Annotated in this window: 33 protein-coding genes; 16 read left to right on the plus strand and 17 right to left on the minus strand. The window is 40.5% G+C overall.

Annotated features, from left to right (window positions below):
- Nucleotides 1-45: 45 nt before the first annotated feature.
- Nucleotides 46-480 carry a transcriptional repressor gene (locus FLM47_RS01895; protein WP_008115496.1) on the minus strand — a complete coding sequence of 145 codons (435 nt, stop codon included), beginning with the start codon at nucleotides 478-480 and terminating at the stop codon, nucleotides 46-48.
- A gap of 92 nt (nucleotides 481-572) precedes the next feature.
- Here FLM47_RS01895 and FLM47_RS01900 point away from each other — a divergent pair, with 92 nt between their 5' ends.
- From FLM47_RS01900 to FLM47_RS01935, 8 genes are all read left to right on the plus strand, one after another.
- The gene (locus tag FLM47_RS01900; RefSeq protein ID WP_008115498.1) at nucleotides 573-1,193 is read left to right on the plus strand and encodes a MarC family protein; all 621 of its coding nucleotides are present in this window, start codon (nucleotides 573-575) and stop codon (nucleotides 1,191-1,193) included.
- A 123-nt stretch (nucleotides 1,194-1,316) separates the two neighbouring features.
- Nucleotides 1,317-2,249: a tRNA dihydrouridine(20/20a) synthase DusA gene (dusA, locus tag FLM47_RS01905; RefSeq protein WP_256729726.1), complete on the plus strand. Its 933-nt coding sequence runs from the start codon at nucleotides 1,317-1,319 to the stop codon at nucleotides 2,247-2,249.
- Between the two features lie 260 nt (nucleotides 2,250-2,509).
- Nucleotides 2,510-3,190: a PspA/IM30 family protein gene (locus FLM47_RS01910; protein ID WP_178954810.1), complete on the plus strand. Its 681-nt coding sequence runs from the start codon at nucleotides 2,510-2,512 to the stop codon at nucleotides 3,188-3,190.
- A 10-nt stretch (nucleotides 3,191-3,200) separates the two neighbouring features.
- Complete coding sequence (locus FLM47_RS01915; protein ID WP_010390548.1) at nucleotides 3,201-3,407, plus strand: PspC domain-containing protein; 207 nt, start codon at nucleotides 3,201-3,203, stop codon at nucleotides 3,405-3,407.
- Between the two features lie 10 nt (nucleotides 3,408-3,417).
- Nucleotides 3,418-3,744, plus strand: a complete 327-nt coding sequence (locus tag FLM47_RS01920; RefSeq protein ID WP_178954812.1) for a hypothetical protein — start codon at nucleotides 3,418-3,420, stop codon at nucleotides 3,742-3,744.
- Nucleotides 3,745-3,822: 78 nt separating this feature from the next.
- Nucleotides 3,823-4,332, plus strand: coding sequence for a copper chaperone PCu(A)C (locus tag FLM47_RS01925; RefSeq protein WP_178954814.1), 510 nt, complete (start codon nucleotides 3,823-3,825; stop codon nucleotides 4,330-4,332).
- Nucleotides 4,333-4,340: 8 nt separating this feature from the next.
- Nucleotides 4,341-5,327, plus strand: coding sequence for a DUF2333 family protein (locus FLM47_RS01930; protein ID WP_178954815.1), 987 nt, complete (start codon nucleotides 4,341-4,343; stop codon nucleotides 5,325-5,327).
- 3 nt (nucleotides 5,328-5,330) lie between these two features.
- Nucleotides 5,331-6,101: a TIGR04219 family outer membrane beta-barrel protein gene (locus FLM47_RS01935; RefSeq protein ID WP_178954817.1), complete on the plus strand. Its 771-nt coding sequence runs from the start codon at nucleotides 5,331-5,333 to the stop codon at nucleotides 6,099-6,101.
- Between the two features lie 46 nt (nucleotides 6,102-6,147).
- On the opposite strand, the gene FLM47_RS01940 is transcribed toward FLM47_RS01935, so the two are convergent.
- Together FLM47_RS01940 and FLM47_RS01945 are read right to left on the minus strand one after the other, a co-directional pair.
- A complete protein-coding gene (locus tag FLM47_RS01940) occupies nucleotides 6,148-7,029 on the minus strand; it encodes a TIGR03899 family protein (protein ID WP_178954819.1) in 882 nt (293 codons plus the stop codon).
- Nucleotides 6,998-7,546, minus strand: coding sequence for an SRPBCC family protein (locus FLM47_RS01945; RefSeq protein ID WP_138609051.1), 549 nt, complete (start codon nucleotides 7,544-7,546; stop codon nucleotides 6,998-7,000). Before FLM47_RS01945 ends, FLM47_RS01940 begins: the two co-directional genes overlap by 32 nt.
- Before the next feature lie 299 nt (nucleotides 7,547-7,845).
- On the opposite strand from FLM47_RS01945, the gene FLM47_RS01950 reads away from it, so the two are divergent.
- Entirely contained in the window at nucleotides 7,846-10,029 is a 2,184-nt protein-coding gene (locus FLM47_RS01950) for a YgiQ family radical SAM protein (protein ID WP_178954820.1), read from the plus strand.
- A gap of 72 nt (nucleotides 10,030-10,101) precedes the next feature.
- Here the strand turns inward: FLM47_RS01950 and mgtE are convergent, their stop codons facing one another.
- The 12 genes from mgtE to FLM47_RS02010 all read right to left on the minus strand — a co-directional run bounded on the left by mgtE (nucleotide 10,102) and on the right by FLM47_RS02010 (nucleotide 19,356).
- The gene (gene mgtE / locus FLM47_RS01955; RefSeq protein ID WP_008115512.1) at nucleotides 10,102-11,460 is read right to left on the minus strand and encodes a magnesium transporter; all 1,359 of its coding nucleotides are present in this window, start codon (nucleotides 11,458-11,460) and stop codon (nucleotides 10,102-10,104) included.
- A 106-nt stretch (nucleotides 11,461-11,566) separates the two neighbouring features.
- The gene (locus FLM47_RS01960; RefSeq protein WP_138609047.1) at nucleotides 11,567-11,839 is read right to left on the minus strand and encodes an HPr family phosphocarrier protein; all 273 of its coding nucleotides are present in this window, start codon (nucleotides 11,837-11,839) and stop codon (nucleotides 11,567-11,569) included.
- Between the two features lie 17 nt (nucleotides 11,840-11,856).
- On the minus strand, nucleotides 11,857-12,699 hold the full coding sequence (gene rapZ / locus FLM47_RS01965; protein ID WP_178954822.1) for an RNase adapter RapZ: 843 nt from the start codon (nucleotides 12,697-12,699) through the stop codon (nucleotides 11,857-11,859).
- Nucleotides 12,700-12,718: 19 nt separating this feature from the next.
- Nucleotides 12,719-13,171 carry a PTS IIA-like nitrogen regulatory protein PtsN gene (gene ptsN, locus FLM47_RS01970; protein ID WP_178956830.1) on the minus strand — a complete coding sequence of 151 codons (453 nt, stop codon included), beginning with the start codon at nucleotides 13,169-13,171 and terminating at the stop codon, nucleotides 12,719-12,721.
- Nucleotides 13,172-13,175: 4 nt separating this feature from the next.
- Nucleotides 13,176-13,463, minus strand: coding sequence for a ribosome hibernation promoting factor (hpf, locus tag FLM47_RS01975; RefSeq protein WP_010390562.1), 288 nt, complete (start codon nucleotides 13,461-13,463; stop codon nucleotides 13,176-13,178).
- A gap of 26 nt (nucleotides 13,464-13,489) precedes the next feature.
- Complete coding sequence (locus tag FLM47_RS01980) at nucleotides 13,490-14,989, minus strand: RNA polymerase factor sigma-54 (protein ID WP_178954824.1); 1,500 nt, start codon at nucleotides 14,987-14,989, stop codon at nucleotides 13,490-13,492.
- A 69-nt stretch (nucleotides 14,990-15,058) separates the two neighbouring features.
- Nucleotides 15,059-15,784 carry an LPS export ABC transporter ATP-binding protein gene (gene lptB / locus FLM47_RS01985; protein WP_138609041.1) on the minus strand — a complete coding sequence of 242 codons (726 nt, stop codon included), beginning with the start codon at nucleotides 15,782-15,784 and terminating at the stop codon, nucleotides 15,059-15,061.
- Entirely contained in the window at nucleotides 15,781-16,320 is a 540-nt protein-coding gene (gene lptA, locus FLM47_RS01990; RefSeq protein WP_178954826.1) for a lipopolysaccharide transport periplasmic protein LptA, read from the minus strand. Before lptA ends, lptB begins: the two co-directional genes overlap by 4 nt.
- Nucleotides 16,310-16,864 (minus strand): LPS export ABC transporter periplasmic protein LptC, encoded by a 555-nt coding sequence (lptC, locus tag FLM47_RS01995; RefSeq protein ID WP_010390567.1) that lies wholly within the window; start codon nucleotides 16,862-16,864, stop codon nucleotides 16,310-16,312. The genes lptA and lptC overlap by 11 nt, the downstream gene beginning before the upstream one ends.
- Nucleotides 16,861-17,412 (minus strand): 3-deoxy-manno-octulosonate-8-phosphatase KdsC, encoded by a 552-nt coding sequence (gene kdsC / locus FLM47_RS02000; RefSeq protein WP_010390568.1) that lies wholly within the window; start codon nucleotides 17,410-17,412, stop codon nucleotides 16,861-16,863. The genes lptC and kdsC overlap by 4 nt, the downstream gene beginning before the upstream one ends.
- Complete coding sequence (locus FLM47_RS02005) at nucleotides 17,413-18,384, minus strand: KpsF/GutQ family sugar-phosphate isomerase (RefSeq protein WP_010390569.1); 972 nt, start codon at nucleotides 18,382-18,384, stop codon at nucleotides 17,413-17,415.
- Nucleotides 18,385-18,387: 3 nt separating this feature from the next.
- Nucleotides 18,388-19,356, minus strand: a complete 969-nt coding sequence (locus tag FLM47_RS02010; protein WP_054202369.1) for a calcium/sodium antiporter — start codon at nucleotides 19,354-19,356, stop codon at nucleotides 18,388-18,390.
- Nucleotides 19,357-19,621: 265 nt separating this feature from the next.
- Here FLM47_RS02010 and FLM47_RS02015 point away from each other — a divergent pair, with 265 nt between their 5' ends.
- Genes FLM47_RS02015 through murA form a run of 7 tightly spaced genes read left to right on the plus strand, consistent with a single transcriptional unit; the run spans nucleotide 19,622 to nucleotide 24,288 of the window.
- The gene (locus tag FLM47_RS02015; protein WP_178954845.1) at nucleotides 19,622-20,437 is read left to right on the plus strand and encodes an ATP-binding cassette domain-containing protein; all 816 of its coding nucleotides are present in this window, start codon (nucleotides 19,622-19,624) and stop codon (nucleotides 20,435-20,437) included.
- Nucleotides 20,437-21,216, plus strand: a complete 780-nt coding sequence (mlaE, locus tag FLM47_RS02020; protein ID WP_178954847.1) for a lipid asymmetry maintenance ABC transporter permease subunit MlaE — start codon at nucleotides 20,437-20,439, stop codon at nucleotides 21,214-21,216. Before FLM47_RS02015 ends, mlaE begins: the two co-directional genes overlap by 1 nt.
- Nucleotides 21,217-21,230: 14 nt before the next feature.
- Nucleotides 21,231-21,779: an outer membrane lipid asymmetry maintenance protein MlaD gene (gene mlaD / locus FLM47_RS02025; protein WP_008115537.1), complete on the plus strand. Its 549-nt coding sequence runs from the start codon at nucleotides 21,231-21,233 to the stop codon at nucleotides 21,777-21,779.
- A gap of 5 nt (nucleotides 21,780-21,784) precedes the next feature.
- Nucleotides 21,785-22,465, plus strand: a complete 681-nt coding sequence (locus tag FLM47_RS02030) for a phospholipid-binding protein MlaC (RefSeq protein WP_178954857.1) — start codon at nucleotides 21,785-21,787, stop codon at nucleotides 22,463-22,465.
- Entirely contained in the window at nucleotides 22,458-22,751 is a 294-nt protein-coding gene (locus tag FLM47_RS02035) for a lipid asymmetry maintenance protein MlaB (protein ID WP_138570633.1), read from the plus strand. The genes FLM47_RS02030 and FLM47_RS02035 overlap by 8 nt, the downstream gene beginning before the upstream one ends.
- Before the next feature lie 5 nt (nucleotides 22,752-22,756).
- A complete protein-coding gene (locus FLM47_RS02040) occupies nucleotides 22,757-23,014 on the plus strand; it encodes a BolA family protein (RefSeq protein WP_007378312.1) in 258 nt (85 codons plus the stop codon).
- Nucleotides 23,015-23,028: 14 nt separating this feature from the next.
- Nucleotides 23,029-24,288, plus strand: a complete 1,260-nt coding sequence (murA, locus tag FLM47_RS02045) for a UDP-N-acetylglucosamine 1-carboxyvinyltransferase (RefSeq protein ID WP_055013340.1) — start codon at nucleotides 23,029-23,031, stop codon at nucleotides 24,286-24,288.
- 91 nt (nucleotides 24,289-24,379) lie between these two features.
- Here murA and FLM47_RS02050 read toward each other — a convergent pair whose 3' ends face one another.
- Nucleotides 24,380-25,462 (minus strand): trypsin-like peptidase domain-containing protein, encoded by a 1,083-nt coding sequence (locus FLM47_RS02050; RefSeq protein ID WP_054202365.1) that lies wholly within the window; start codon nucleotides 25,460-25,462, stop codon nucleotides 24,380-24,382.
- A gap of 87 nt (nucleotides 25,463-25,549) precedes the next feature.
- Nucleotides 25,550-26,902: a Do family serine endopeptidase gene (locus FLM47_RS02055; RefSeq protein WP_054202364.1), complete on the minus strand. Its 1,353-nt coding sequence runs from the start codon at nucleotides 26,900-26,902 to the stop codon at nucleotides 25,550-25,552.
- Nucleotide 26,903 lies beyond the last annotated feature (1 nt).

The following is a 26,903-nucleotide window of genomic DNA, read 5'->3' on the forward strand; positions in this document are numbered from 1 at the left end:
GGTACTGATAAAGGTTATACGTAAAGTATAGCTATAGTCGCTTATCTATGCTCGGCAAGAGTCACATTTACCATGTGCTTCTATTGTTTGTCCGGAAACTACAAAGCCACTTTCGGCTGCTAAGTTATTGAGCTCATGTGAAATTACTGTTGAGTGCAGCTCTTTAACAAAACCGCAGCTATCACAAATTAATAGCTGAACAGGATGAATATGATCAAAATGATGACACAGCATAAATGCATTGGTGCTTTCAATTTTATGAATAAAACCGAGTTCGGCTAAAAAGTCTAAAGCACGATAAATCGTTGCAGGTTTAGCGCCTGTTTCAGTGACTTTTAATTGTTCAAGTAAATCGTATGCACCCACACCACCTTGAGCACTGGCCAATAAACGAAATACCTTCTCGCGAATTGGTGTGAATCGCGCACCACGGTTGTCGCACACTTGTTTTGCTTTACTTACGAGTGATTCTATATTCATCTTCTCTCATCCTTACGCTGCCGTGATATACTAACATACTGTATTGTAGTTGCAGCGTTTTATTAACCGATTTAATGAAAAGGTACTCATTAATGCATGAACTATTGGCTATATTTATTTTCTTTTTTGCGGTTATCGATCCAATTGGCACAATCCCGGTTTTTATCGCCGTAACTCGTGGAGATGACGACAAGTTTAAGCGTAAAGTGATTTTTAAGGCCGTGGGTGTGTCTGCTTTAGTACTGTTATTTTTTGTAGTTGCTGGCGAGCAATTACTGAATGTGATTGAGATTCCGCTCTCGGCATTTCAAATAGCAGGTGGTTTAATTTTATTAATTTTTGCACTCTCCATGACCTTTGGTGAAAGTAAGCCTGAAGCTGAAATTAAAAGTGTTAGAGACAGCACTGAAACCGCTATTTTTCCGCTCGCTATCCCATCAATAGCCAGTCCCGGTGCCATGTTAGGTGCGGTATTAATGACACGCAATGAGGAATATACTTGGGTTGAACAAATGATTACCTCATCAATGATGTTAGCTGTTTTAGTGGTGGTACTGATTTTGTTATTACTTGCTACGCATGTACATAAAATAATAGGCGATAGTGGGGCGAGTATTATTAGTCGAATTATGGGGTTAATTTTAAGCTCAGTCGCAGTAACTAATATTTTAAACGGTATTGCGCAATACTTTGGCTTGCAAGTGTTTGCTTAATATTGCTGCGCATAGGGCTTTTGTGTAAAATGCAGCGCCGTTTAAGCTGTGCTTAAATTATAAATTTTTGAGGATCACATTTTGGATAAACGTACTTTAAATCGACGCTTTAGCGTGGCACCCATGCTTGATTGGACTGATCGCCACTGTCGTACGTTTCATCGTAAAATGACAAAACACACCGTGCTCTATACTGAAATGATCACTACAGGCGCTATTTTATTCGGCCGCGGTGACTACTTGCATTTTAATCAGCACGAAGGCCTTGTGGCATTGCAATTAGGTGGATCAGATCCGCAAGCGCTAGCACAGTGTGCCAAGCTTGCTGGTGAGCGTGGTTATGATGAAATAAACCTTAATGTAGGTTGTCCGTCAGATCGTGTGCAAAATGGACGTTTTGGTGCCTGTTTAATGGCCGAGCCTAATTTAGTTGCAGAGTGTGTTGCTGCAATGAAAAGTGAAGTGAATATTCCGGTTACGGTTAAAACTCGTATTGGTATTGATGAGCAAGATTCTTATGAATTTTTATGTGCTTTGATAGAGGCTTCACATAAGGTTGGCTGTGATGACTTTATTATTCATGCGCGCAAAGCATGGCTAAAAGGGTTGAGCCCGAAAGAAAATCGCGAAGTTCCTGAGCTTAACTACCCCCGAGTTTACCAGCTTAAAAAAGATTACCCTCAACTTGATTTAAGTATTAACGGTGGTGTTAAAACCATTGAGCAAAGTCTTGAGCATTTACAGTACATAGATGGGGTCATGGTGGGCCGAGAGGCTTACAGTAATCCATTTATGCTTAATGAAGTAGATGAAAAAATTTATGGTGATGCGGCTAATACTCAGTCTCGACATGATGTTGTACGCTCTATGTATGATTATATTGAAGAAGAGATGCGTTTAGGGGCTAATTTTTGGCATGTTGCACGTCACATGCTGGGTATTTTTCAGGGGCAGCCTGGTGCGCGTGGCTTTAGACGCCACTTATCTGAAAATGGTCATGGTAAGCAAGCTGATTTAAGTGTTATGGATAAGGCACTAAGTTACGTACCCGAGTAATGCCAATTTAATAGAATTGGCATAACAGATACTCTTTATAGAAAAAGTCACCTCAGGTGGCTTTTTTTGATCCCAAATTTTAGTCAAAAATATAATTTATTAGCCAATTCGACTTAATTGTATTCAGTGACTAGTCATTAACTTACCCGCCAAAATAATTTAAATTATTGATATTTAACGAAAATAAAAGAGTTTTAAGTTGTTGGCATAACTCTTGGAATCCTGTTGATGTATAAATAAAAAATCATCAGGAGAATAACATGGGTATATTTAATCGCGTAAACGACGTCATTCAAGCAAATATCGTAGCTATGCTTGATAAAGCTGAAGATTCAGAAAAACTACTTAATTTGATGCTAACCGAAATGCAAGAGGCACTTAATGAGTGTCGTGGCACCGCGGCAGCACTATTATGTGAAGAAAAAAATATTAAGCGTCAAATAAGCAATAAACAACAAGCGCTCACAAATTGGCAATTAAAGGCCGAACATGCCATTGCAAAAAATCGTGACGATTTAGCGAAATCAGCATTAGCTGAAAAACACAATGTCGAAATAAGCATAGAGTGCTTACAAACACAACTTGAGACATTGCAGCAATCAATTGTAAAAATCACAGAGGACTGTGAACGCCTGCAGCAAAAAATGGCACAGGCTAAAGCAAAGCAAGCACAACTTGTAAAGCGTGAAAATGTGGTTGAGGCAAGAGCTAAGATAAATACTCAGCTGCAGAGCGATAAAGTGGCTACTGCTTTATCACGATTTGAGCAAATTGAGCGCCGTGTTGAGAGTGTTGAATCGCAAGTTGAAGCGTATGAACTGACAGATACAGCGAGCAATACGGCAATGCAAATTGAGTCACTGGTTAAAAACGAAAAAATTGATGCAGAACTGGCAAGTTTAAAAGCGAGTTTAAACACCGCTGATAAAAAAACAGCCTAAGGAGATTGTTATGAATAATTTTAATACACATCGTCGTTGGTATAAAAATACGCTTAACAAAAAAATATCAGGTGTCTGTAGTGGGTTAGCTTACCGATTAGACTTTCCGGTATGGTCTACTCGTTTAGTCACCGTTTTATTATTTTTAAGTTTTCCGTTTGCAGTGGCGCTAGGTTATTTAATCGCACACTGTTGTCTTGAAGAAAAAGCAGTGTAAGGAGAGCAACATGAAAACTTTCGCCGTATGCCTACTTATTGTTACATTATTTTTAATTAATAGCGGTTCGATAATTCATTTTGATGTATGGCAGTTTCCGTTGTGGATTTCAGATATTAGTTGGACAGGTATTGAGCTCATTGGGGCGTTAATCGCCATTATTGTTGTTATTGCGATTGCTGCTTTGGTAACTATGGGGCTTGTTGGCGCGGCGATGGTGGCACTGGCTGGAACTATATTAGCCTTTTTATTCGGATCATTGATGATTGCTTGGCCATTATTGTTTGTGGCAGGCTTGTGCTGGTTAATCGCAGATAACAAAAAAGTAGCTTCTTGAACTTAAATTAGCTGCCTAATATTAGGGAATTATGATAGATTTGGGCTATATTTTTTCGTTTTAACAAGGATTTTACTGATGATTAAACAATGTATTTTGAGTGCAAGTGCGTTAATAGTGGGTGTTTTTTCGTCTTCGTTATTGGCGCACGAAGGACATGAGCACGATAGTGTTGTTGCGCAATTACAAGTAACAAATGCGCAAGTAAGAGAGTTTTTACCAGCCACCAAAGCCAGCGTGGGCTATTTCAGCATTGAAAACCACAGTAATGTTCCGGCAACACTTACAAGAGCGACCTTAGATGGGTTGGGTCGTGTTGAGATTCATGAGCACGTCCACGCTGATGGCATGATGAAAATGCAAAAAGTAGAATCACTGCTTATTAAGGCCCATCAGCAACTCGATTTTAAGCCTGGGAGCTATCATTTAATGGTGTTTGAACCGCAAGAGCCGTTAAAAGTAGGTCAAGAACGCAAACTCACGCTATATTTTGAAGACGGGAATCGAGTATTCACCAATGCGAAAGTAGTTTCGCTAGCATCGCAAGCTGAGCCGGTAAAAGCATCGAAAGATCATAGTCATCATTAGGGGGATAAATGTCACAGCATAAAGGAAAAATAATAACGGCATTGGTACTATTGTTTGTCGTATTTTACGCTATTGCAGTGTACTGGAGCATAGAGCCTGCACGTTTTGATGTGGTACAAAATGCCAAACAGCAAGCACAGCAACGTAGTGAAAAACCAGTAACAGGGTATGTAACCACTTCAACACTTATTACCGTCGCTGATACTCTCTTGACTAAGTCAGGCGGTTATTTATCAAATGATGTACTGCCACCGAGCGTAATAATGGACAACATGCCTGCTTGGGAGTATGGCGCGTTGGAAATGGTGCGTGATTTAGCATTATCAATGCGAAAAGATTTTAGTCGTTCACAGTCACAATCAACTGAGCACGAAGCGCTTAAAAAAGCACAGCCACAATTTAATATTAGTTCTGAAGCATGGGCATGGCCAAGTGCTGAGGGCGAATATCAAAAGGGTATTGATTACTTATTAGTTTACCGTTCTCAAATTGCGAATCAGCATGAGCGCGATAGCCAGTTTTACTCACGTGCAGATAATTTACGCAGTTGGTTAAAAGAAGCAGAAAAACGCTTAGGTAGCTTAAGCCAGCGTTTGAGCGCGAGTGTAGGTCAAGACAAAGTAAATACCGATTTAGCAGGCAATTCTTCAAATACTCAAGCTACTTATACGCCATTACAACAACAAGTAAAAACATCGTGGTGGGAAATTGATGATGTATTTTATGAGTCACGTGGTGCTACTTGGGCTTTACTGCATTTTTTACAAGCAGTTGAATATGATTTTGCCGAAGTACTTGATAAAAAGAACGCCCGTGTTAGTTTACAACAAATTATACGCGAGCTTGAAGCGACTCAAGAAACAGTTTGGAGCCCAATAATTCTAAACGGCAACGGATTCGGTTATGTCGCCAACCACTCACTCGTTATGGCAAATTATATCTCTAGAGCCAATGCGGCACTGATTGAACTTAGCGAATTATTAGCGCAAGGATAAAAAATGAAAAAGTATTGTATAGCAGCAGCCTTATCAATGGCATGTTTAGCACCTGTAGCACAAGCCGACACTGTATTAGGTTTATATGTAGGAGTTGATGGTTGGAAAGCAGATAATGATGGTGGCTTTTCTGATAATAATAATGCCCTACAAAACTTCAACTTTGAAGATGAGACTTTTGTTAGCTATTACGCCGCACTTGAGCATCCAGTACCGCTAGTACCAAACTTAAAACTAAAATACACTGAGCTTGAACTAAACGGCGCAACACAACTTGAAGATACATTTACTTTTAATGGCACTGATTATGTTGTAGGTACTGATGTTAATTCAGTTACTGACTTATCGCACATTGATTATATTCTTTACTATGAAATTTTTGATAACGACTTAATCTCAATTGATTTAGGTATTAATGCTAAGCAGTTTGATGGTGAAGTTGTGGTAACGGGTACATCACAACAAGGTGGTGCTAACTTCACTGAGATAGAAGAGTTCTCAGGTGTAGTTCCTTTAGCATATGGACGTTTTGAAGCAGGTTTACCATTTAGTGGTTTAAGTGTTTTTGCTGAAGGTAGCTTTTTAGCTATTGATGACAGTAAAGTACGAGATTACCAAATGGGTATTGCTTGGGAGTTGATTGATAACCTAGCGATTGATGTTGCGGTTAAAGCGGGCTACCGCTCTATGGTTTTAGAACTTGATGATGTAGATGATATTAATACTGATATTGATGCATCAGGCCCATTTGCTGGCATACAAGTTCATTTTTAAGCACCGATTAGTTTAATGAAAAGCCACCTCGTGTGGCTTTTTTTAGTTACTTTGAAGCATGCCACACTAATTCAAATTCCCCTTCAAATGCTGCACCAATTAACTGTTTGTACACTTTATTAATTGGGTAATTCATTAGTCTAAACAGTTCATCACCGGTTTGGGTAAACTTATAATAGCTTAGTACTAAGTCGTTACTTTTTGCTTTTAAAGTTAGTTTTTGAGTTAAAAAGGAGAGGGTTATCTCTTGTCCTGCTTTTAATGCAGCGGATTCAATCTCTTTACGATAAAGCAAGTTTAAGTCCATTAAGGTCAATACATCAGGGAAGCTCACACCGCTTTTACCTATGCTTAATGACACTTTATTTCCCTTACCTAATAAATCAAATAACGAGGGTTTTTTGTAATAGCCTAAAAATATTAGGTGACTACTATCTTTTTCGTTATACCCTGAAATAGACACACACTTTCTCAATGAATCCGCTTCGCGCTGGGTCATATGTTTGAGGGTTTGTAAGCTTTTTATAGAAAAGGTACCTGGGCTAATAGTTTCGCCAGTAAAAATTTTTGCCCATAATGTTTGCATTGATTGATTTGAGGTATCTTCACACAAGGCAATAAAGTGCTCTACCCAATCGGCATCAGGTTGTTTAGCGCAGGCTACATCAGGACAAAATTCCATTGCTAAGGCTAAAATAGTCTCGATATTTTGTTGTTGTTTTATTAGCAGTAGATCTTGTCTTTTTTGTGCTCGCGCTAATACTGAATGCTCGCTATTAATACGATAAAGAGACTTTGATTTACCCTGCGTATTATAGATTTGTTCATCAGCTGCAGTCGTATTACTCACTTTTGTGACCGAGTAACCTAACAGTGACTCAATAATATTGGCAAGTTTAATTCTGGCTTGTGCGGTTTTTACTGTCATGGCTTTCCATTATTGCTTGTGCATCACTGAGTTGGGCTACCGTCTTTAAGTTATTTAGCCCAAGGGTGACTATATTGCTTAATATATTTTCAGCAAATATAGCAACATAGCCAGATATAAGCGGCACAGTTGCTTGTCCTTGTATATGCCAGGTTACAGTTTTTGCATGTGGGCTAAATAGTAATCGGCTAGTAATAATATGTTCTTGATTAAATAATACATTAAATACAACTTCATTGGCGCTTAATGAAGTGATTGTCATTTCGCCTTGCCCCCACTTTCCTTGCCAAGATTGATAGGCTCCCGCACCAGCACTAGGTTCACCAATACTAAATTCAATATTGGGATCTATTTGCTGCCACGGCGACCATTTGTACCACTGAGTAAAATCTTCCACTAATGACTTTATAACAGGAGGGCGGGCATTTATTTTAATGCTTTTTTGCACGTGATAGTTTTGTGGTAAAAGTAATCCCACAACAACAAACGCCAACAGCAAGATGGCTGAAAACTGCATTAATTGTTTAAGTAGTTTAATAGGTATGCCTCATTGGTTTTAATATTACAGCATCTATGAATTATTAATAATCACAGCTTATTTAATAGTTTAGCCTAGAGTCGATCATTTTCATCTAGTTTATCTACTTTAAATAAATCTAAAAGCAGACATTAGCAGTAATCAGCTTAGATGATTTATCTGTTTTAGTAATGCGATAAAGGTAAACAATTTTTAATCAGTGCTTTCATTTTGTGCTATATCAACGTGGATGTCGATAGGGTATAATTCGCGCCTTTTGTTATTGAACGGCCAATTTTATGAGCACATTAAAAGCTGATCGCGGCTTATTCTCATACCCTAAGTATTGGGCTGAGTGTTATGGCACAGCCCCATTTTTACCAACAACACGCGAAGAAATGGACGCGCTTGGCTGGGATAGCTGCGATATTATTATTATTAGCGGTGATGCTTATGTAGACCATCCTAGTTTTGGGATGGCCGTAATTGGCCGTGTGCTAGAAGCGCAGGGGTTTAGAGTGGGCATTATTGCTCAGCCTGATTGGAACTCTAAAGATGCCTTTATGGAATTGGGTAAGCCTAACTTATTTTTTGGTATTACAGCCGGTAACATGGATTCGATGATCAATCGTTACACCGCTGAAAAACGAATGCGCCACGATGATGCTTATACCCCGGGAAATGTTGGTGGTAAACGCCCTGACCGTGCCGTGATAATATACTCGCAACGTTGTCGTGAAGCCTATAAAGATGTGCCACTCGTTTTAGGGGGCATTGAAGCCAGCTTGCGTCGTATTGCTCATTACGATTATTGGCAAGAAAAAGTACGCCGTAGTGTATTGTTTGACGCTAAGGGTGATATTTTAATTTATGGTAATGCCGAACGTCCATTGGTTGAAGTAGCGCACCGTATCGCTGCGGGTGAAACCATGGATACCATACAAGATGTGAGAGGCACGGCGGTTATTCGTAAAGAGCCTTTACCCGGTTGGCGTGGTAGCGATTCAACAGCCATTGATAAAATTGGTAAAATAGACCCTATTCCTAATCCTTATGGGGCGGATGATGCGGGTTGTGCTAAATCAGAATTTAAGCAAGCGGGCATTGATTTAAAAGCCGAAGCTGCAAAACCAATTACCATACAGCCTGCGCGCCCTAAGCCATGGGAAAAAACTTACGTTAAGTTACCCGCTTTTGAGCAGGTCAGTGTTAATAAACCATTGTATGCCCATGCATCGCGTATTTTACACCAAGAAACCAACCCTGGTTGTGCAAGAGCGTTGTTTCAGCGTCATGGCGATCGCTCTATTTGGGTGAATCCGCCAGCCTATCCACTTGAAACCCAAGAAATGGATGATGTGTTTGGTTTACCGTATCAGCGTATTCCGCACCCAAGTTATGGCGACGACAAAATCCCTGCTTACGATATGATTAAAACGTCGGTAAACATAATGCGTGGTTGTTTTGGCGGCTGTTCGTTCTGTTCTATTACTGAGCATGAAGGGCGAATAATTCAAAGCCGATCTCAAGAATCGATTATTGAAGAGATTGAGCAAATTAGAGATAAAGTGCCAGGCTTTACTGGGGTTATTTCTGATTTAGGCGGACCAACCGCAAATATGTACAAACTGCGTTGTACCAGTAAAAAAGCAGAGAGTACCTGTCGCCGCTTGTCGTGTGTGTACCCTGATATTTGTAAGCATATGGATACTGACCATACCCCAACTATCGATTTATATAAAAAGGCGCGTGAGGTTAAAGGGATCAAAAAGATCTTAATTGCTTCAGGCGTGCGTTATGACCTTGCCGTACGTGATCCTCGTTACGTTAAAGAGCTAGTAACTCATCATGTTGGTGGATATTTAAAAATTGCACCAGAGCACACTGAAGATGGCCCATTATCTAAGATGATGAAGCCTGGTATGGGGGCTTACGATGAATTTAAAGCGCTATTTGATAAGTACTCTAAAGAAGCGGGTAAAAAGCAGTATTTAATTCCATACTTTATTTCTGCTCACCCAGGGACTAAAGACGAAGACATGGTTAATATGGCTTTGTGGCTGAAATCGAATGACTTTAAGCTTGATCAGGTGCAAAACTTTTACCCATCACCGATGGCTAATGCGACCACCATTTATCATACTGAAATGAACTCGTTACGTAATATTAAAAATAACACAGAGCAAGTTGCGGTACCAAAAGGGGCGCGCCAGCGTCGTTTGCATAAAGCAATTTTACGTTACCATGATCCTGCCGGTTGGCCGATGATCCGCGAAGCTCTTCGTAACATGGGCAAAGCTAAACTCATTGGTAAAGGTCCAAATTGTTTAGTGCCAGAAGAAGGCAGAGATGAAAGGCAAGCCAAAGGCAGTAAAGGCAGTAAAGGCGGTCGTCCAGCGCTTACTCGTCATACTGGCTTTAGTCAGTTTAAAAAAGCCAACACTAAACCTAAGGTGGGCGGTAATCGCCAGCGCGCAAGGTAAAGTAACTATCGGCTTAAACAAAAACACCGCGTATTGATGCGGTGTTTTTGTTTATAAACGTTTATAAAAAAATTAAATCAATAACCAAGTTGCAGTGCCTAAAAAGGCAAATATACCAACAATATCAGTTACCGTGGTTAGTACCACACTGCCTGCAAGGGCTGGATCTATTTTCATTTTTTTAAGCAATAGTGGGATACTAGCACCCGCAATACCTGCTGCAACTAAATTCATAAACATAGCAAACGCTAAAACACCACCGAGTTTGAAATCCCATTGCCAAAGCGCAACGACACCGGCAATTAGGATAGACCAAACCATACCGTTAATCGCGCCGATAGCGAGTTCTTTTAATAATAAAAAACGTTGGTTAGTTTGGTTGATATGGCCCACCGCGATACCGCGAATAACCAAAGTTAAGGTTTGGCTGCCTGCAACCCCACCCATTGACGGGACAATGCCATTGAGCACAGCAAGAATTGGTAATATAGCTAAGGTGTTTTCAAAAAAGCTCGCCACAATTGCAGCCAGCAATGCAGTTAGTAAGTTTACACCTAGCCAAATTGAGCGCTTTTTAGAGCTTTTTAAGACCGGCGCAAAGGTATCTTCTTCATCATCAAGACCCGCTAAGCTTAATAAGCTATGCTCTGCATCTTCACGGATAACATCAACGATATCATCAATAGTAATACGACCAAGCAAATGCGCGTTGTCATCGACAACTGGTGCCGATATCCAGTTATGCCGTTCAAATAGTTGCGCTACTTCGCTTTCATCCATTGAAATAGGAATAGATTCACACTCTTCATCCATCAAGTCCTGAACAATTTTTTCAGGGGGATTAGTTAATAAAGTGCTCAGCGATAAGGCGCCTAAAAAACAGTTATGTTTATCTACAACGTATAAGTCATCAGTGCCCTCAGGTAGTTCACCACGTAAGCGTATATAGCGCAGTACAACATCTAGAGTCACATCAGGGCGAATAGTTACCGTATCGATATTCATCAAGGCGCCAGCAGAGCGCTCTTGGTAAGATAGTGCTTGTGTTGCGCGCTCTCTATCTTGAATATCCATGGCGCTAACAACGTCTTTATATACGGTGTCTGGTAGGCTACGTAGTACTTCCCCTAAATCATCATGGCCCATGTCTTCTGTTGCAGCAGCAATGTGCTCAGGTGCCATTTGCGCAATAATGCCCAAACGTACGTCTTCAGAGAGCTCTTCAAGTACATCACCCTGCACATCGGGATCAACCAGTTGCCAGAGCATACGACGAATTTTATGGGGAGATGATTCTAAAAGAAGTGCGGTATCACAAGGTGCCGTTTTTGCTAGCATGCGCCTAACTTGAACAAATTGACCACTATTTAGTGACTTAGTCACCTGTTTTAGTTGTTGTAGTGGAATATCTTGTTCTAAAGCTTCAGGCATTGGCGTCCTTAATTAAATTTTATTACACGATGATGGGGTATCGCTTTATCTTACTTTATATCAGTAAACTACCTCAACCACTATTAACCTTAGCTTATGAGCAGGATTACTCTTGCTCATTAAATCGTTGATCAATGAGCTCACCAATTGCATTAAGTGCAGGTTCTGCGTCAGGGCCTTCACATACTACCCTAACTTCTTTGCCTTGACTGCTTTCGAGTAGCATAAGAGCTAGTACACTGTCGCCAGCGGCTTGTTTATCGTCTTGAAATAACGTGATTGAGGCATCAAATTGCACAGAAAGCTGTGCCAGCACAGTAGCCGCTCTGGCATGCAGGCCTAATTTGTTTTTTATTAAAAATGTACTTTCTAACCGCATTAATATTCTCTCAAGCTTTATTCTTGTTCTCGGTGGCGAATTTTCACATTAGGATGACTCATTGCAAAACTTTCACCTATAGTTTGCGCTAAGTAAACCGAGCGATGCTGACCACCGGTACAGCCAATGGCAATGGTTAAATAGCTACGGTTATTTCTTTCTAAATGAGGCAGCCATGTTTGCACGAATGTTTGAATTTGCCATGTAAACTTTTGTACTATGCTGTGACTGGCTAAGTAGTCTTTTACTGGTTGATCTAGCCCTGTAAGCGGCTTAAGTTCAGGCTCCCAATGTGGGTTTGGTAAAAAGCGAGCGTCAAATACATAATCGGCTTCTTTAGGTATACCGTGTTTAAAGCCAAATGACTCAAAGGTAATGATCAGTTGTTTGTCTTTTTTACCGAGTATTTTTTCACGGATAGACTCAGCAAGCTGATGCACACTTAAGCCTGTGGTATCAATCATATAATCGGCACGATTAATGAGTACATCAAGGAGTTGTTTTTCTTTTTTTATTGCTAAATCAAGTGGCAGAGAATCAATAGAAAGAGGATGAAGACGGCGTGTTTCTGAAAAGCGTTTGATTAAGGTTTGATCGTCACTGTCTAAATAAAACACCGTTGGCTTAGTAAAACCAGGCAAATATTCAATGATTTCATTAAACTGTTGTTGTTCTTTAGGTAAGTTACGCACATCAACACTTACAGCTATTTTATTGTAGCTGTCGGAAACACTACGAACAAGAGAAGGTAATAAATTTAAAGGTATATTATCTACACAATAATAACCTAAATCCTCAACAACGCGTAACGCAACAGATTTACCAGAACCTGAGCGACCACTTATAATTATTAATTCCATTTATCACCCTTTATTATTGCTACGGTTGACTTACAATGATCTGGTACAGCTCATTGTCGGATTTTGCCGCCCGTAATTGCTTACAAAATTCTTTATCGTTGAGCTTTTCAGCTATAGTGGCTAAGGTTTTTAAATGCTGCTTATTGTCACCGTCGGGTACAATTAAGGCAACAAAAATGTCGACCGGTCGATTATCTATTGCATCAAAATTAATAGCCGCTTCGCTCACTAATATAAGTGCAAGAGGCTCTTGTACACCACTCATACGACCATGAGGAATTGCAATTCCTCGGCCTATACCTGTGCTCCCTAGTTTTTCTCTTGCTGTTAATGCATTAAGAATATCTTGTTGAGCTAAATAGGGCAGTTTATTGTGAGCCAATTCACTGATAAATTCTAAAATTCTTTTTTTACTATTAAAAAGGACCGCAGCTTTACTGCAGTCCTGACAGATAAGTGAGCTTAGTTTCATAGTGTTAGTGTCGAGCAAGTTTCTCTTTGTGTTTAATTACTTGACGATCTAGCTTGTCAATCAGCGAGTCTATAGCGGCATACATATCTTGGTGTTCAGTAGAAGCAAAAATCTCAGCGCCACTAACATGAACGGTTGCTTCGGCTTTTTGGTTTAGTTTTTCTACATCGAGAATAACGTGCACATTCGTTATGTGATCAGTGTGCCTCTGTAACTTCGAAAATTTACTATTTACGTAGTCTCTAAGCGAGTCGGTAATATCTACATGGCGACCAGTTAAATTCAGTTGCATAAACATTTTCCTCTTTGTTGTACGCCTTAAATCAAACTTTTACGTTGATTTGACGGGGGAATAGCTAGAGATTCGCGATACTTTGCAATAGTTCTCCTTGCTACTTTAATTCCTTGCTCAGCCAATATATCTGCAATTTTGCTATCACTCAATGGTTTAGCTGAGTTTTCTGCAGCGATTAATTTTTTAATTAATGCGCGTATTGCTGTTGAAGAACATTCACCACCATTTTCAGTGCTTACATGGCTGGAAAAGAAATATTTAAGCTCAAAAATACCGCGTGGTGTATGCATGTATTTTTGCGTAGTAACACGTGAAATAGTCGACTCGTGCATTTCTACCATTTCGGCTACGTCATTAAGTACCATAGGCTTCATCGCCTCAGGACCATGTTCAAAAAAGGCCTGTTGTTGCTGCACAATACAGTTGGTTACTTTAAGCAGCGTGTCGTTTCTACTCTCTAAGCTTTTTATAAACCATTTAGCTTCTTGTAAGTGTGAGCGAATGAACTGGCTATCGCCACTTGATTTGACCGTACGAGACATAGCTGCATATTGGCTGTTTACCCTAATTTTAGGCATGCTATCTGGGTTTAGTTCAACCACCCAACGGCCTTTCACTTTTTTAACCGACACATCAGGAATAACGTACTCTGACTCTTCTCTAACGATAGTGTCTGCCGGTTTTGGGCTAAGGGTGTGAATTAACGTCATGACCTCTTTAAGCTCATCTTCTTTGAGCTTAGTTTTCTTCATTAACGTGCGATAATCACGCGCAGCCAATAAATCAATGTGATCAGTTAAGATCATTTTTGTTTCGTTTAAAAAAGGCGTGTCTTGATCAAACTGATTCAATTGAATACACAAACACTCTTGTAAACTACGCGCGGCTATTCCTACCGGATCAAATAGCTGAATACGCTTTAATACCGCTTCTATTTCATCAAGTTCAACTTCATCTTCTATGTCGTTCTCTTGATTAAAGCTCTCTAATATTTCTTCACAGCTAAGAGTTAAAATGCCCGAATCGTCCACGGCTTCTACGATAGCAATCGCGATGGCTTCATCAGTAGGGCTAAACGGTGTCAGTTGCAATTGCCACATTAAATATTCATGTAGCGTTTCAGTTGAAGAGCCTTGATAAATTGATTCATCTTCAGGCATTGGTCCTGATGAAGAGGCAGGTGCTGCGCTCATGTATTCATCCCATGTAACATCCATTGCCATATCATCGCTAATGGTGTCTTTGGTCATGGCTTCGCCGCTATCTTGCTCATATTCGCTAGGTTTTTCATCAGCTGAAGCACTTAGCGTTGATTCTTCGATATCGGCTTTTTGTTCGTTTTTACCCGCAGCATCTTCACTGTAATCTTGTTCTTCAACTTCAAGCAAGGGATTGCTATCGAGCGCTTCTTGAATTTCTTGCTGGAGATCCAATGTACTGAGTTGCAATAAGCGAATTGCTTGTTGCAACTGTGGAGTCATTGTAAGTTGCTGGCCCATGCGCAGCTGTAATGATTGCCTCATTTATCTCTAACAATCCTTTTAAATTAGTATAATTAATATTAGCAGATGCTTAGTGTAATAACACACATATTAGAGCTTGAACTGCTCGCCTAAATAAACATCGCGTACCGTTTTATCGTTTAATACATATTCTGGAGTGCCTGATGCAATTAACTCTCCATGAGAAACTATGTAGGCTTTTTCACAAACATCAAGAGTTTCGCGTACGTTGTGATCTGTGATCAATACGCCAATTCCTCGATTTTTAAGGTGTTCTATAATTTTTTTAATATCTAATACAGAGATAGGATCAACCCCTGCAAAGGGTTCGTCTAATAGTATAAATTTAGGATTTGCTGCTAATGCTCGCGCAATTTCAACACGGCGGCGCTCACCACCTGATAGGGCCATACCTTGGCTGTCACGAATATGTTGAATACTAAATTCATCAAGTAAATTATTTAAGGTATCTTCACGTTGCTGCTTATTAAGCTCTTTGCGTGTTTCTAAAATAGCCATTAAGTTTTGGTAGACCGTCAGCTTTCTAAAAATCGATGATTCTTGTGGTAAATATCCTATCCCTAGGCGAGCTCGGCTGTGCATTGGTAATAAAGTGATATCTTGATCATCGATTGATATTTTGCCTTTATCGCTCGGTACAAGGCCTACAATCATGTAAAAAGTCGTGGTTTTACCTGCGCCATTGGGGCCAAGTAAGCCGACAATGCTGCCAGCTTCAACCTCTAGGCCAACGTTTTTCACCACTTCACGGCCTTTATAGCTTTTCGCTAATAGCTCTGCTTTTAATGTGCTCATGGTTGGCCTTTATCGTCTTCTTTTTTGTTTTCAACAGGGACTAAAATAGTGTGTACACGGTCTGTTGAGTTTTCGTCTTTTTCTGCGCTAATTAACTGCTGCTCTATATCGTAGGTGATACTTTTAGCAGTTATTTTTTGACCTGCTTGAGCAATACTGGCTTCGCCGATTAAGGTTAAAAAACGCTGCGAAACATCGTAACGCACTTCATTCGCACTGGCGCTCATAATGGTGCCATCAGCTTGTGTTTCTTCAAAATAAGCAGGGCTGCCTGTGGCAATTAAAAGTTGCTTATTCTCACCTAAGTCATCACGTTTATGTACTTCTAAACGGTCAGCGTTAATGCGGCGATTACCATGAATAATTTCAACATTTTTCTCAAAAATGCCCACGTTTTCTTTTAATTGACCTTCTTGTCTGTCAGCACTAATTGAAATTTGATTAGCAGCAGGAGCTTCAACGGTTTCCTCTGCATGGCTATGAAATGCAATCAGTAATGAAGGAACAATTAGAATTTTAAATAGGTTATTGGTCATAATATAGGGTTCGCGTATGGTTAATAAGTTTAATCACTTCGGTTTTTAAATCGGCCTCAAGGCCTTTACCTGTGATTTTTAAATTAGGTCCTGTAATAACGACAGGCTGCTCTGACTGCATAGTGAGTAGTTTTATATCTACATTGATGCTATCGGCTGTGATCGTATCGATCATGGCGTTATCGGCTAAATTTAGCGCTTTTACATTGCCCTCTAATACGAGTTGACGATCGTCGTAGAGGGTGGCCTCATCAGCGTTAATACGCCATGTTTGCTGCTCGTTGTATAACGTAAATATAGGTTTTTCAAAAAAGGTAAAACCAAGTTGTTGGTATAACTCCATTTTTACCGCAGTTACTTTGTGGCTTATTTTACCTTGCTCATTATAAGCGGTTTGTTTTAGCTCAATCGCAGTGTAATCAGGCTTAGCAATAGTTTGAGTTTGTTCATCCGCAATAATATCTACCTGAGAAAAATAAGGATACCAAAGCCAAACCATACAGCTTATGAATAAGATGCTCAGTATTATGCGAGCTACATTCATGAACTGGTTCCTTGGCTAGTAAGTGGCTTATTGTTTTCAAGCATCAGTAAATCTGTTAACTCTCTTACTGCGCCAAAGCCGCCTGGCAACTGAGTGACATAATGCGATAAACGTTTAATCAGTGGGTGGGCGTCGTTTACGGCTACTGCAAACCCGACTTTTTCCATCACTGGCATGTCAGGGCCATCGTCACCAATGTAAGCTATTTGCTCATCGCTGAGCGCTAATTTTTGTTTTAATTCTTGATAGGCAATGAGTTTGTCTTCTTGGCCTTGGTATATATGTTGTACGGTTAAATTGCTCATACGTTGTTGAACTATTTTTGAGTGACGACCTGTGATCACGGCAACTTCAAAACCACTATTAATAAGGGCTTTAATGCCAAACCCGTCTTTAGTATTAAATGCTTTGAGCTCTTCACCTTGGTTGCCAAGATAAATACGTCCATCAGAAAATACACCATCAATATCGCAAATTAATAATTTTATTTTTTTTGCGCGCGCTTTTGCATCATCACTTAACGGCTGATAAAGATCTTCAAACTGCATTTATAGCACCCCCGCTTTTAGTAAGTCTTGCATATTTAGTGCGCCAATGGGCTGATTATGCTCATTAATCACAATTAAACCATTAATACGTTTTTGTTCCATAATGTTCAGTGCTTCAGCCGCGAGTATGTCTTGTGTGGCTGTTGTACATGACTTTGTCATCACAACATTAATTTCTGTGCTGTGTATATCAATACGTTGCTCTAAAATACGGCGTAAATCACCATCGGTAAACAACCCCGATAATTGCTGATTACTATTTATAATAGCGGTCATGCCAAGCCCTTTGGCTGACATTTCAATTAAGGCGTCTTTAATGGTTTGCGTTTCATTAATAATAGGCGTGTGAATACCGCTGTGCATTACATCTTTTAAGGTTAAGAGTAAGCGTTTGCCTAAACTGCCACCTGGATGCGACAGTGCAAAATCATCAGCGGTAAAACCACGGGCTTCTAATAATGCTACCGCCATAGCATCGCCCATAGCGAGTGTTGCTGTGGTACTTGCTGTTGGCGCTAAGCCTAATGAGCAGGCTTCTTGTTCAACTTTAATACACACATGCACATTTGCCAATGTTGCCATGGTTGACGTTTCGTTGCCTGTCATAGCAATCATTTTTGCGCCAATGCGTTTTAATACCGGAATAATATTAAGCACTTCACTGGTTTCGCCAGAGTTAGATATAAGCATAACCACATCATTTGATGTAATCATACCTAAATCGCCATGACTCGCTTCACCAGGATGTACAAAAAATGCGGGGCTACCAGTACTCGCTAAAGTGGCTGCTATTTTATTACCGATATGGCCCGACTTACCCATACCAATAACAATAATACGGCCTGAGCAGTCGTACATTAATTGGCACGCTTGATCAAAGCTTTCATTAACGTATTGTGCGATATCGCTGAGTGCTTGACGTTCTATATCAAGGACGCGCAAGCCTTGTTGAATAAAATTTAGCGTTGCCATGGATCACCCTACTTGACTAAAAATATAACCTTGGTAAATCATAAATGCGACGATGAGTACGCCACCTTCTAGTCTATTGATACGTCTTTGACCTCTAAAGTTCAATGACATAGCAATAAGTGCCAAGGTTGCACCGATCATAATTAAAACATCACGGTTAGCTACTGATGCGTCAATAACTGATGGGTTAATTAATCCTGCCAGCGGTAACACCGCGAGAATATTAAAAATATTTGAGCCAACAATGTTACCCAGTGCTAGATCATCTTCATTTTTAAGAACACCCGCAATGGAAGCAGCAAGTTCAGGTAGGCTGGTGCCTATGGCTATTATGGTTAAACCAATTACTAAGTCACTTAAGCCAAAATATTTTGCAATATCAACGGCTGAGCCAACTAAAAAGTGTGAGCTAACAGGAAGTAAAATCATTCCGACGACTAACCAAAAAACGGCTTTTTTGGTTGGGACATTATCAGGTACTTCATCACAGGCTTCGCTAACAAAGGGGTCGTCTTGGTTTTTTGCTCGCAGTGATACAAAAATAAGTCCACCAATAAAAACAACAAAACCAAAGAGTAAGGCTGCGCCTTCAAAAAACGAAAAGTAGTTATCTGAAAAAATATACCAAGTAGCGATAGACACCAATAATACCAGTGGAATTTCTCGTTTTAATGTACTTGAAGAGACTGAAAGCGGTCTTAAAAGCGCTGTAATACCTAATACTAATAATATGTTAGTGATGTTTGAACCAACTGCATTACCTACGGCTGTATCGGTTTTATTTGCCAAAGCAGCCGAAGCGGATACCATCATTTCAGGGGCCGATGAGCCCATAGCTACCACTGTTAAACCTACAATTAATGTTGGTACGCCAAAGTTTTTAGCCAGTGCCGCCGCACCATAAACAAACCTGTCCGCACTCCATACGAGAGCCGCAAAACCGAGAATTAAAATGACAAACGAGGTAACCATTGTGATAAGCCAGTTAGTGTAAATTCAGATAGCGCGAATAGTAACAAAAGCCACCATAAAAGTATAAGTAAAAGAGTAAGCTGTAATACATTAGGCGGTTATTAAAATAATTATTTAATGGGTTAACTTGCTTGTTTAAGCATCGGTTAAGTCAATTTGTCGCAGTCTTATAGCTGTTTTTGCGTGGCTATTACAAAATCTTACGAATTGTTTTTTCCATCTTGACCAAAAAACCCTTAAAATAGAAATATGAGAGAATATTGTTATGGAGAGCGACTTGTCGCAATCAATAGTAGAAGTCAAGGATGTTACCTTTTCTAGAGGCGATAGGGTCATATACAAAAATATGAGCTTTGATGTCCCAGAAGGTAAAATTACTGCCATTATGGGGCCAAGCGGAATTGGCAAAACCACGATGCTGCGCTTAATTGGTGGCCAGCTCAAACCCGACTCCGGTGATATTTTATTTAAAAACGACAGCATAGTTGCCATGTCCCGTAAAGAGCTCTACGCGGCACGTAAACGTATGAGTATGTTATTTCAAAGCGGTGCATTATTTACCGATATGTCGGTGTTCGACAATATCGCATTTCCTATCCGCGAGCACACACAGCTCAGTGAAGATTTAATTCGTTTAGTGGTTTTAATGAAACTACAAGCAGTTGGCTTACGTGGTGCTAAAGATTTAATGCCTTCAGAGTTATCCGGTGGTATGGCACGTCGTGCAGCCTTGGCTCGCTCTATAGCGCTTGATCCTGAACTGATTATGTATGATGAGCCTTTTGCAGGACAAGATCCTATCTCAATGGGAGTGTTGGTTAAGCTTATTAAATCTTTAAATGAAGTACTTGGTTTATCTTCTTTAATTGTTACGCACGATGTGACTGAAGTAATGAGCATTGCCGACCACGTTATTATTATTGCCGATCAAGGTGTGATTGGTAGCGGCACGCCAGATGAAATGCGTCAGCACGAATCACCACTTGTGCAACAATTTTTAAAAGGATTATCAGATGGGCCTGTACCATTTCATTATCCAGCACAAACCTATGCAGATGAACTGTTAGGAGAGCCGCAGTAATGTTGGATTTACTACAAAAAATAGGCCATAAAACACTAGGTCGTTTTGCTGCACTTGGGCGCTCCACTCACATGCTAGCAAGTGCATTATGGCATTTACCCAATTTTAAAAAAGGTACGCCTCTGCTAGTGCGCCAACTTTACATGGTTGGTTCACAATCGCTGTTGATTATTGTTGTGTCGGGATTATTTATCGGCATGGTTTTAGCGCTGCAAGGTTATACCGTTTTAGTTGATTATGGCGCAGAAGATAGCCTAGGTCCGTTAGTAGCGCTTAGCTTGTTACGTGAGCTTGGACCGGTAGTTACTGCGTTATTATTTGCAGGCAGGGCAGGCAGTGCGTTAACTGCTGAAATCGGCTTAATGAAAGCCACCGAGCAATTATCGTCGCTAGAGATGATGGCTATCGATCCGCTTAGACGTATTATTGCGCCGCGATTTTGGGCTGGCTTAATTAGTATGCCGCTACTGGCGTTAATTTTTTCAGCGGTCGCTATTATTGGTGCTCACTTAGTGGGTGTTGATTGGCTAGGCGTTGATACCGGAAGCTTTTGGTCAATAATGCAATCTCAGGTGTCGTTTGAAAAAGATATACTAAACGGTTTAATTAAAAGTATCGTATTTGCGATTGTTGTAACTTGGATTGCGCTTTATAAAGGGTATGACTGTATTCCTACATCAGAGGGGATCAGCAAGGCAACAACAGAAACAGTGGTACATTCATCACTGGCGGTATTAGGTTTTGACTTTATTTTGACAGCGGTAATGTTTACTAGCTAATAGGGTATTAAATAATGAATTCACGGAAATTAGAAATTTTAGTTGGTTTTTTTGTCGCACTGGGTATTTTAGCATTTTCAATGCTAGCGCTTAAAGTGGCTAATTCAGGTATTAGCGGCTCAGGTGAAACCTACACATTAAACGCCAAGTTTGAAAATATAGGCTCATTAAAAACTCGCGCGCCCATTAAAGTAGGGGGAGTTGTTATTGGTCGTGTCGAGTCAATTTATGTACACCCGCAAGAGTTTTTACCTGTGGTGAACATGAGTATTGATGCGCAGTATTTATGTCGTTTTTCAGATACCAGCTCTATCTCAATTTTAACCTCGGGTATTTTAGGTGAGCAATATTTAGGTATTAACCCTGTGATCGCCTCGGATTCAGCTAAGCAACGTTGTTTAGGCGAAGATGTTGCAAACAGTGCACAAGACCAAGCTATTGATGATTTATTTGGGGTGCAAAGCAAAGCATTAGCAAGTGGCGATTCAATCACTGATACCAAATCGGCATTGGTACTTGAAGAATTAATTGGCCAGTTCTTATTCAACCAAGGTAGTGAGTAATTATTATGTTGAAAACATTTTTAGTAAGTATTGCGCTGGTAAGTTTAATGCTATTACAAAGCGTGCAAGCAGCAGAAGTAAAATTAACTGATCCTAATAAAATGGTACGTCAAGTTGCTGACAATACCTTTGCACGAATTACTCAAGATCAACCATTAATAGTAAAAGATAAAGAACATTTACGTGTTATTGTTGAAGAAGAGTTAATGCCGTACATCGACTACAAATATGCAGCACTAAGAGTGTTAGGTAGCGAAGTGTCTAAGGTACGCGCAATTACCGACAAGGCAGAAAAAGCAAAAGCAATTGAAGATATTCAGCGTTTTATTGGTGCGTTTAGAGAGTACTTAGTTGCCACCTATGCCGGTGTATTTACCCAATACACTAATCAACAAGTTGAATTTGCTGCCGAGCAACCGTTTAAAGGTAAAGACGTGGTGGTGGTAAAAACCAAAATTGTTGAAGCAGGTAAACCTGATATAAAAATTGATTTTAAAGTACGTGAAGACCGAAGCGGTGAGTGGCGAGCTTACGACATGATTGCTGAAGGGATTAGTTTACTTGATGCAAAACAAAGTGAACTTCAGGGGATTTTACGCCAACAAGGTATTGACCATGTTAGCAGCTTATTAGAGCAAAAAAGTAAGCTACCGGTTCAGTTTAGAGGCAGCGATACAAATGAGTAAATTGGCAATTAGCCAAGTTGATGAGCAGCATTTACGAGTTACTGGTGAATTGACTCATAACTCAATTGGCAATGAACGGCTTCTGAACACTAAGCGACAAACTAAGCATAAAACCCTTTATTTTGACCTAAGTGAGGTCACAAGGGTTGACACAGCCGGCTTAGCTTGGTTAATTCACTCTTTTACAGAATTTAAGCAGCAAGGCATTCGCCTTGAATTGCAAAACCCACCTGAACAACTGCAAAACCTTATGCAGTTGGGTCAGGTTACAACCCTATTTGAGTGAGAGTTATGGAAACGAGTCAAGTCGAAACATTATTACGCGACGAACTTCAGTTAGCTGAAGTGCATGTAAAAGCCAATGGCAGTCATTATGAAGTAATTGCAGTTGGTGAATGCTTTGACGGATTAAGTCGTGTTAAAAAGCAACAGTTAGTGTATGGCCCATTAATGAATACTATTTCAGATGGTACCATTCACGCTGTTTCTATCCGCGCTTTTACTCCGACTGAGTGGAAACGTGAGCAAAAATTCATTTTACCGCAATAAATAAGGCCCCTTAGATGGATCAATTTGTAATTCAAGGTGGCACTTCGCTGGCTGGTGAAGTAACTATTTCTGGCGCTAAAAATGCGGCACTGCCTATTTTATTTGCAGCCTTATTGCCCGAGGGCAAGAGTACCTTTACTAATGTACCGCGGCTTCGCGATATTATAACTACTGAAGCCTTATTAAAAACCTTAGGCGCTGATGTTCAGTGGCAAGGTGATTCACTGATTATTGATGGTGCCACGGTAAATAGTACGTTAGCGCCTTATGAATTAGTAAAGCAAATGCGCGCATCAGTGCTCGCACTTGGGCCTTTAGTGGCTCGTTTTGGTGAGGCTCAAGTATCTTTGCCTGGTGGCTGTGCTATTGGTGCACGCCCAGTTGATATTCATATTCAAGGTTTAGAGCGCATGGGCGCGCAAATAACTGTGGAAAATGGTTATATTAATGCCAAAGTAGATGGACGCTTAAAAGGCGCTGAAATTTTCATGGAAATGATCAGTGTCGGTGCTACCGAAAACTTACTCATGGCGGCAACACTTGCAGATGGCAAAACTGTTTTAGAAAATGCAGCGCGCGAGCCCGAAATCATCGATTTAGCTAATTGCTTAATTGCAATGGGCGCTAAAATTACTGGTGCAGGTTCTAGCCGTATTGAGATTGAAGGGGTTGAGCGTTTATCTGGTTGTGAGCACCGCATATTACCGGATCGTATTGAAACCGGTACCTTCTTAGTTGCAGCCGCGATGGCCGGTGGCGAAGTACTGTGTAAAATGACCGACTTTCATTCACTTGAGCCGGTAATTGAAAAACTGCGTGCAACCAATGCGCTACTAGAAGTGCATGAGGATAGTATTTATCTTGATATGCGAGGCCGAGAGCTTAAAGCGGTTAATATTAAAACTATGCCGCACCCAGGTTTTCCAACCGACATGCAAGCTCAATTTACCGCTTTAAATGTAGTGGCTAACGGCAGTGCGACCATTACCGAGACTATTTTTGAAAATCGGTTTATGCATGTGCCTGAGTTACAACGTATGGGCGCTAATATTCGCCTTGAAGGCAATACGGCTTTTTGTGGTGAGACTCAAAGCTTATCGGGTGCGCAGGTTATGGCAACCGATTTACGAGCATCAGCGAGCCTTATTTTAACGGGGATTGTGGCCCAAGGTGAAACGGTTGTTGATCGTATTTATCATGTAGATAGAGGTTATCAGCGTATTGAAGATAAACTCAGTGCGTTAGGTGCTAACATCAAACGCAAAAGCAATTAGTTATATTAATACAATTATTATTCTAACGCATAAAAAACGCGATTATATATCGCGTTTTTTTATGTCTAATGCCAAAATATAAACAAGCGCTTTATAGCTTGGTTTCGAGCTCGGCTACTTTCACCATTATTTTTTGTATTTTACCGTTACGGTATAGCTCAAACTCAATTTCTTTACCTGGCTCGGTACTGCCTATCTTTTTTAATACATTTTGTGGATTAGCCACTGAAAGCCCAGCAATTTTAATTACAATATCTTGCTCTTCTATACCCGCCTGCCATGCAGGACCTAGAGGGTCGAGATTGGTAATACGCATGCCTGCGACAGGCGTTAAGCTATCATTGACCTCTTTGCCTGTACTATCTACTGCAGTGCCTTCAAAGCCCAAATAACCACGAACAACACGACCATGGCGAATAAGTTTACCCATAACTTCTTTAGCAAGGGTGTAAGGTACAGCAAAAAATATTCCCTGAATGTTCAAGTTCTCACGGGTTTTAAATTGGGCTGAGGTGATCCCTACTAAGTCGCCATTAGAATTTACCAGCGCTCCCCCCGAATTACCCACGTTAATAGCGGCATCCATCTGCAATAAATTATTGTAAGGACTGTCGGTAATTTTTTGCTTACCAGTGGCGCTAATGATCCCCTGAGTAATTGTTTGCCCTAAATTTAATGGATTCCCGATTGCTAACACCAAATCGCCTACATTCGAGGTGTAGTTGTCATTAACAGGAATAACAGGGAGGTGGTTGGCATTTATTTTTAATAATGCTAAATCGGTAATGGTATCAAAGCCAATAAGTTGTACATCAAAAAAACGTCTCCCATCGGTAAGAATCACCAGTATTTGGTCGGCATTATTGATCACATGGTAGTTTGTCAATATATAGCCATCGGGTGACATGATCACGCCAGATCCGAGCTCTTGCACCGTATTTTGGCGCTTGTAGCGTGGCTCTTTAGAAATGCTTTCTGAAAAAATAGTGACGACCGATGGTGCCGCGCGTTTAACCGCATCCGAAAAGCTTAAATGGCTTGTGGTCATTGCGCTTGGCAGGGGAACATTAGGTAGTAATGCAGTCCGCATGTTAGGGCTGAAAAAAACCACTAAAAAAGCAATGCCTAAACCGGCAAACAAAGGAGGAAGTACAAATTTTAGAAGTTTTAGCACGGTATTCTTATTGTTAGTGAGCAATCCCTTTATGATGGCACAAAAAAAATAACAGCGGCAAGTGCCGCTGTTACTTTTATTGTATTATTACTGAATTAATACAAAGATAGACTCGCGTCCGCGTTTAACACCTAACACAATATTACCTTGAATATCGTCGATAATTTGGTTCATGTCGCGAATGCTTTCTACCCGTTGACGGTTTACTTGCACAATAACATCGCCTTCTTCAAGGCCAACCCGTGCTGATGGTGAACGAGGATCGACCGAGGTTACCTCAATGCCTTTCATTTTGTTTTTCTTCACATTTTCTAGTGTTGCACCTTGGAATGCTGGGTGTAATTCTTCACCTGCAGCTGTAATTCCTGATGCGCCATCTAGGGTAACTTCAACGTTTTTAACTTTACCGTCACGATAAATTCCTAGCTGCACTTCACGGCCTTCACCTAAGGTGGCTATTTTGCTTCGCAGTTCATGGAAGCCACTAATTTCGCTGCCATTAATGCTAATAATCACATCGCCTGCTTTAATACCGGCTTTGCTGGCAGCTGTGTCATCGAGTACCTGCATAACGTAAGCGCCTTGTTTAACATCAAGCTGCTGTGCTTTGGCAAGGCCTGCATCAAGAGGGCGGCCTGAAATACCTAGCGAGCCACGGCGTACTTCACCATGCTCTACAATTTGATCAACAAGGTTTTTCATCATGTTTGATGGAATAGCAAAACCAATCCCCACATTACCACCCGATGCACCTAAAATAGCGGTATTAATACCAATTAACTCACCGTTTAAATTAACTAAAGCGCCACCTGAGTTGCCTTGGTTAATCGCGGCATCGGTTTGAATGAAATCTTCGTAACCTTCAATATTTAAACCACTACGACCTAATGCGCTAACAATACCTGAGGTAACGGTATGGCTTAAACCAAAAGGGTTACCAATAGCTACAGCAAAATCACCGACACGTAAGTCATCTGAGTTAGCAAGTTTTACCGCGGTTAATTCATCTGCGTCTATTTGTAGTAGCGCAATATCAGACTCTTTATCGCTACCAATTTTTGTTGCATCATATTCGCGACCATCTTCGAGGGTAACCACCATTTTTTCGGCGTCTTGTACAACATGGTTGTTAGTAACCACATAGCCTTTATCGGCATCAATAATAACTCCAGAGCCTAAACCACTAAACTGTCGCTTTTGGCTACGTGGCTGCGGGTTGCCAAAAAAGAAATCGAGTGGGTCACCACGTCGACGCACTTCTTTAGAGCCTGAAACCTGAATACTCACTACACCTGGCGTGATTTGCTCAAGCATAGGGGCAAGTGTTGGTAATTGTTGACCATTAACGGCAACCGGCAACTTAGCAAACGAGGCGGTTGGGCTTAATAATAAGCTAGTAGATAAAATAGCAGCACTGATAAGTGATAATTTCATTTTCATA

The organism is Pseudoalteromonas sp. Scap06, from assembly GCF_013394165.1.
Taxonomy (GTDB): domain Bacteria; phylum Pseudomonadota; class Gammaproteobacteria; order Enterobacterales; family Alteromonadaceae; genus Pseudoalteromonas.

What these genes read in the sequence shown, in the direction of transcription:
- FLM47_RS01895 (WP_008115496.1), bottom strand. Translation starts at nt 480, where the DNA reads ATGAATATAGAATCACTCGTAAGTAAAGCAAAACAAGTGTGCGACAAC.
- FLM47_RS01900 (WP_008115498.1), top strand. Translation starts at nt 573, where the DNA reads ATGCATGAACTATTGGCTATATTTATTTTCTTTTTTGCGGTTATCGAT.
- dusA (WP_256729726.1), top strand. Translation starts at nt 1,317, where the DNA reads ATGCTTGATTGGACTGATCGCCACTGTCGTACGTTTCATCGTAAAATG.
- FLM47_RS01910 (WP_178954810.1), top strand. Translation starts at nt 2,510, where the DNA reads ATGGGTATATTTAATCGCGTAAACGACGTCATTCAAGCAAATATCGTA.
- FLM47_RS01915 (WP_010390548.1), top strand. Translation starts at nt 3,201, where the DNA reads ATGAATAATTTTAATACACATCGTCGTTGGTATAAAAATACGCTTAAC.
- FLM47_RS01920 (WP_178954812.1), top strand. Translation starts at nt 3,418, where the DNA reads ATGAAAACTTTCGCCGTATGCCTACTTATTGTTACATTATTTTTAATT.
- FLM47_RS01925 (WP_178954814.1), top strand. Translation starts at nt 3,823, where the DNA reads ATGATTAAACAATGTATTTTGAGTGCAAGTGCGTTAATAGTGGGTGTT.
- FLM47_RS01930 (WP_178954815.1), top strand. Translation starts at nt 4,341, where the DNA reads ATGTCACAGCATAAAGGAAAAATAATAACGGCATTGGTACTATTGTTT.
- FLM47_RS01935 (WP_178954817.1), top strand. Translation starts at nt 5,331, where the DNA reads ATGAAAAAGTATTGTATAGCAGCAGCCTTATCAATGGCATGTTTAGCA.
- FLM47_RS01940 (WP_178954819.1), bottom strand. Translation starts at nt 7,029, where the DNA reads ATGACAGTAAAAACCGCACAAGCCAGAATTAAACTTGCCAATATTATT.
- FLM47_RS01945 (WP_138609051.1), bottom strand. Translation starts at nt 7,546, where the DNA reads ATGCAGTTTTCAGCCATCTTGCTGTTGGCGTTTGTTGTTGTGGGATTA.
- FLM47_RS01950 (WP_178954820.1), top strand. Translation starts at nt 7,846, where the DNA reads ATGAGCACATTAAAAGCTGATCGCGGCTTATTCTCATACCCTAAGTAT.
- mgtE (WP_008115512.1), bottom strand. Translation starts at nt 11,460, where the DNA reads ATGCCTGAAGCTTTAGAACAAGATATTCCACTACAACAACTAAAACAG.
- FLM47_RS01960 (WP_138609047.1), bottom strand. Translation starts at nt 11,839, where the DNA reads ATGCGGTTAGAAAGTACATTTTTAATAAAAAACAAATTAGGCCTGCAT.
- rapZ (WP_178954822.1), bottom strand. Translation starts at nt 12,699, where the DNA reads ATGGAATTAATAATTATAAGTGGTCGCTCAGGTTCTGGTAAATCTGTT.
- ptsN (WP_178956830.1), bottom strand. Translation starts at nt 13,171, where the DNA reads ATGAAACTAAGCTCACTTATCTGTCAGGACTGCAGTAAAGCTGCGGTC.
- hpf (WP_010390562.1), bottom strand. Translation starts at nt 13,463, where the DNA reads ATGCAACTGAATTTAACTGGTCGCCATGTAGATATTACCGACTCGCTT.
- FLM47_RS01980 (WP_178954824.1), bottom strand. Translation starts at nt 14,989, where the DNA reads ATGAGGCAATCATTACAGCTGCGCATGGGCCAGCAACTTACAATGACT.
- lptB (WP_138609041.1), bottom strand. Translation starts at nt 15,784, where the DNA reads ATGAGCACATTAAAAGCAGAGCTATTAGCGAAAAGCTATAAAGGCCGT.
- lptA (WP_178954826.1), bottom strand. Translation starts at nt 16,320, where the DNA reads ATGACCAATAACCTATTTAAAATTCTAATTGTTCCTTCATTACTGATT.
- lptC (WP_010390567.1), bottom strand. Translation starts at nt 16,864, where the DNA reads ATGAATGTAGCTCGCATAATACTGAGCATCTTATTCATAAGCTGTATG.
- kdsC (WP_010390568.1), bottom strand. Translation starts at nt 17,412, where the DNA reads ATGCAGTTTGAAGATCTTTATCAGCCGTTAAGTGATGATGCAAAAGCG.
- FLM47_RS02005 (WP_010390569.1), bottom strand. Translation starts at nt 18,384, where the DNA reads ATGGCAACGCTAAATTTTATTCAACAAGGCTTGCGCGTCCTTGATATA.
- FLM47_RS02010 (WP_054202369.1), bottom strand. Translation starts at nt 19,356, where the DNA reads ATGGTTACCTCGTTTGTCATTTTAATTCTCGGTTTTGCGGCTCTCGTA.
- FLM47_RS02015 (WP_178954845.1), top strand. Translation starts at nt 19,622, where the DNA reads ATGGAGAGCGACTTGTCGCAATCAATAGTAGAAGTCAAGGATGTTACC.
- mlaE (WP_178954847.1), top strand. Translation starts at nt 20,437, where the DNA reads ATGTTGGATTTACTACAAAAAATAGGCCATAAAACACTAGGTCGTTTT.
- mlaD (WP_008115537.1), top strand. Translation starts at nt 21,231, where the DNA reads ATGAATTCACGGAAATTAGAAATTTTAGTTGGTTTTTTTGTCGCACTG.
- FLM47_RS02030 (WP_178954857.1), top strand. Translation starts at nt 21,785, where the DNA reads ATGTTGAAAACATTTTTAGTAAGTATTGCGCTGGTAAGTTTAATGCTA.
- FLM47_RS02035 (WP_138570633.1), top strand. Translation starts at nt 22,458, where the DNA reads ATGAGTAAATTGGCAATTAGCCAAGTTGATGAGCAGCATTTACGAGTT.
- FLM47_RS02040 (WP_007378312.1), top strand. Translation starts at nt 22,757, where the DNA reads ATGGAAACGAGTCAAGTCGAAACATTATTACGCGACGAACTTCAGTTA.
- murA (WP_055013340.1), top strand. Translation starts at nt 23,029, where the DNA reads ATGGATCAATTTGTAATTCAAGGTGGCACTTCGCTGGCTGGTGAAGTA.
- FLM47_RS02055 (WP_054202364.1), bottom strand. Translation starts at nt 26,902, where the DNA reads ATGAAAATGAAATTATCACTTATCAGTGCTGCTATTTTATCTACTAGC.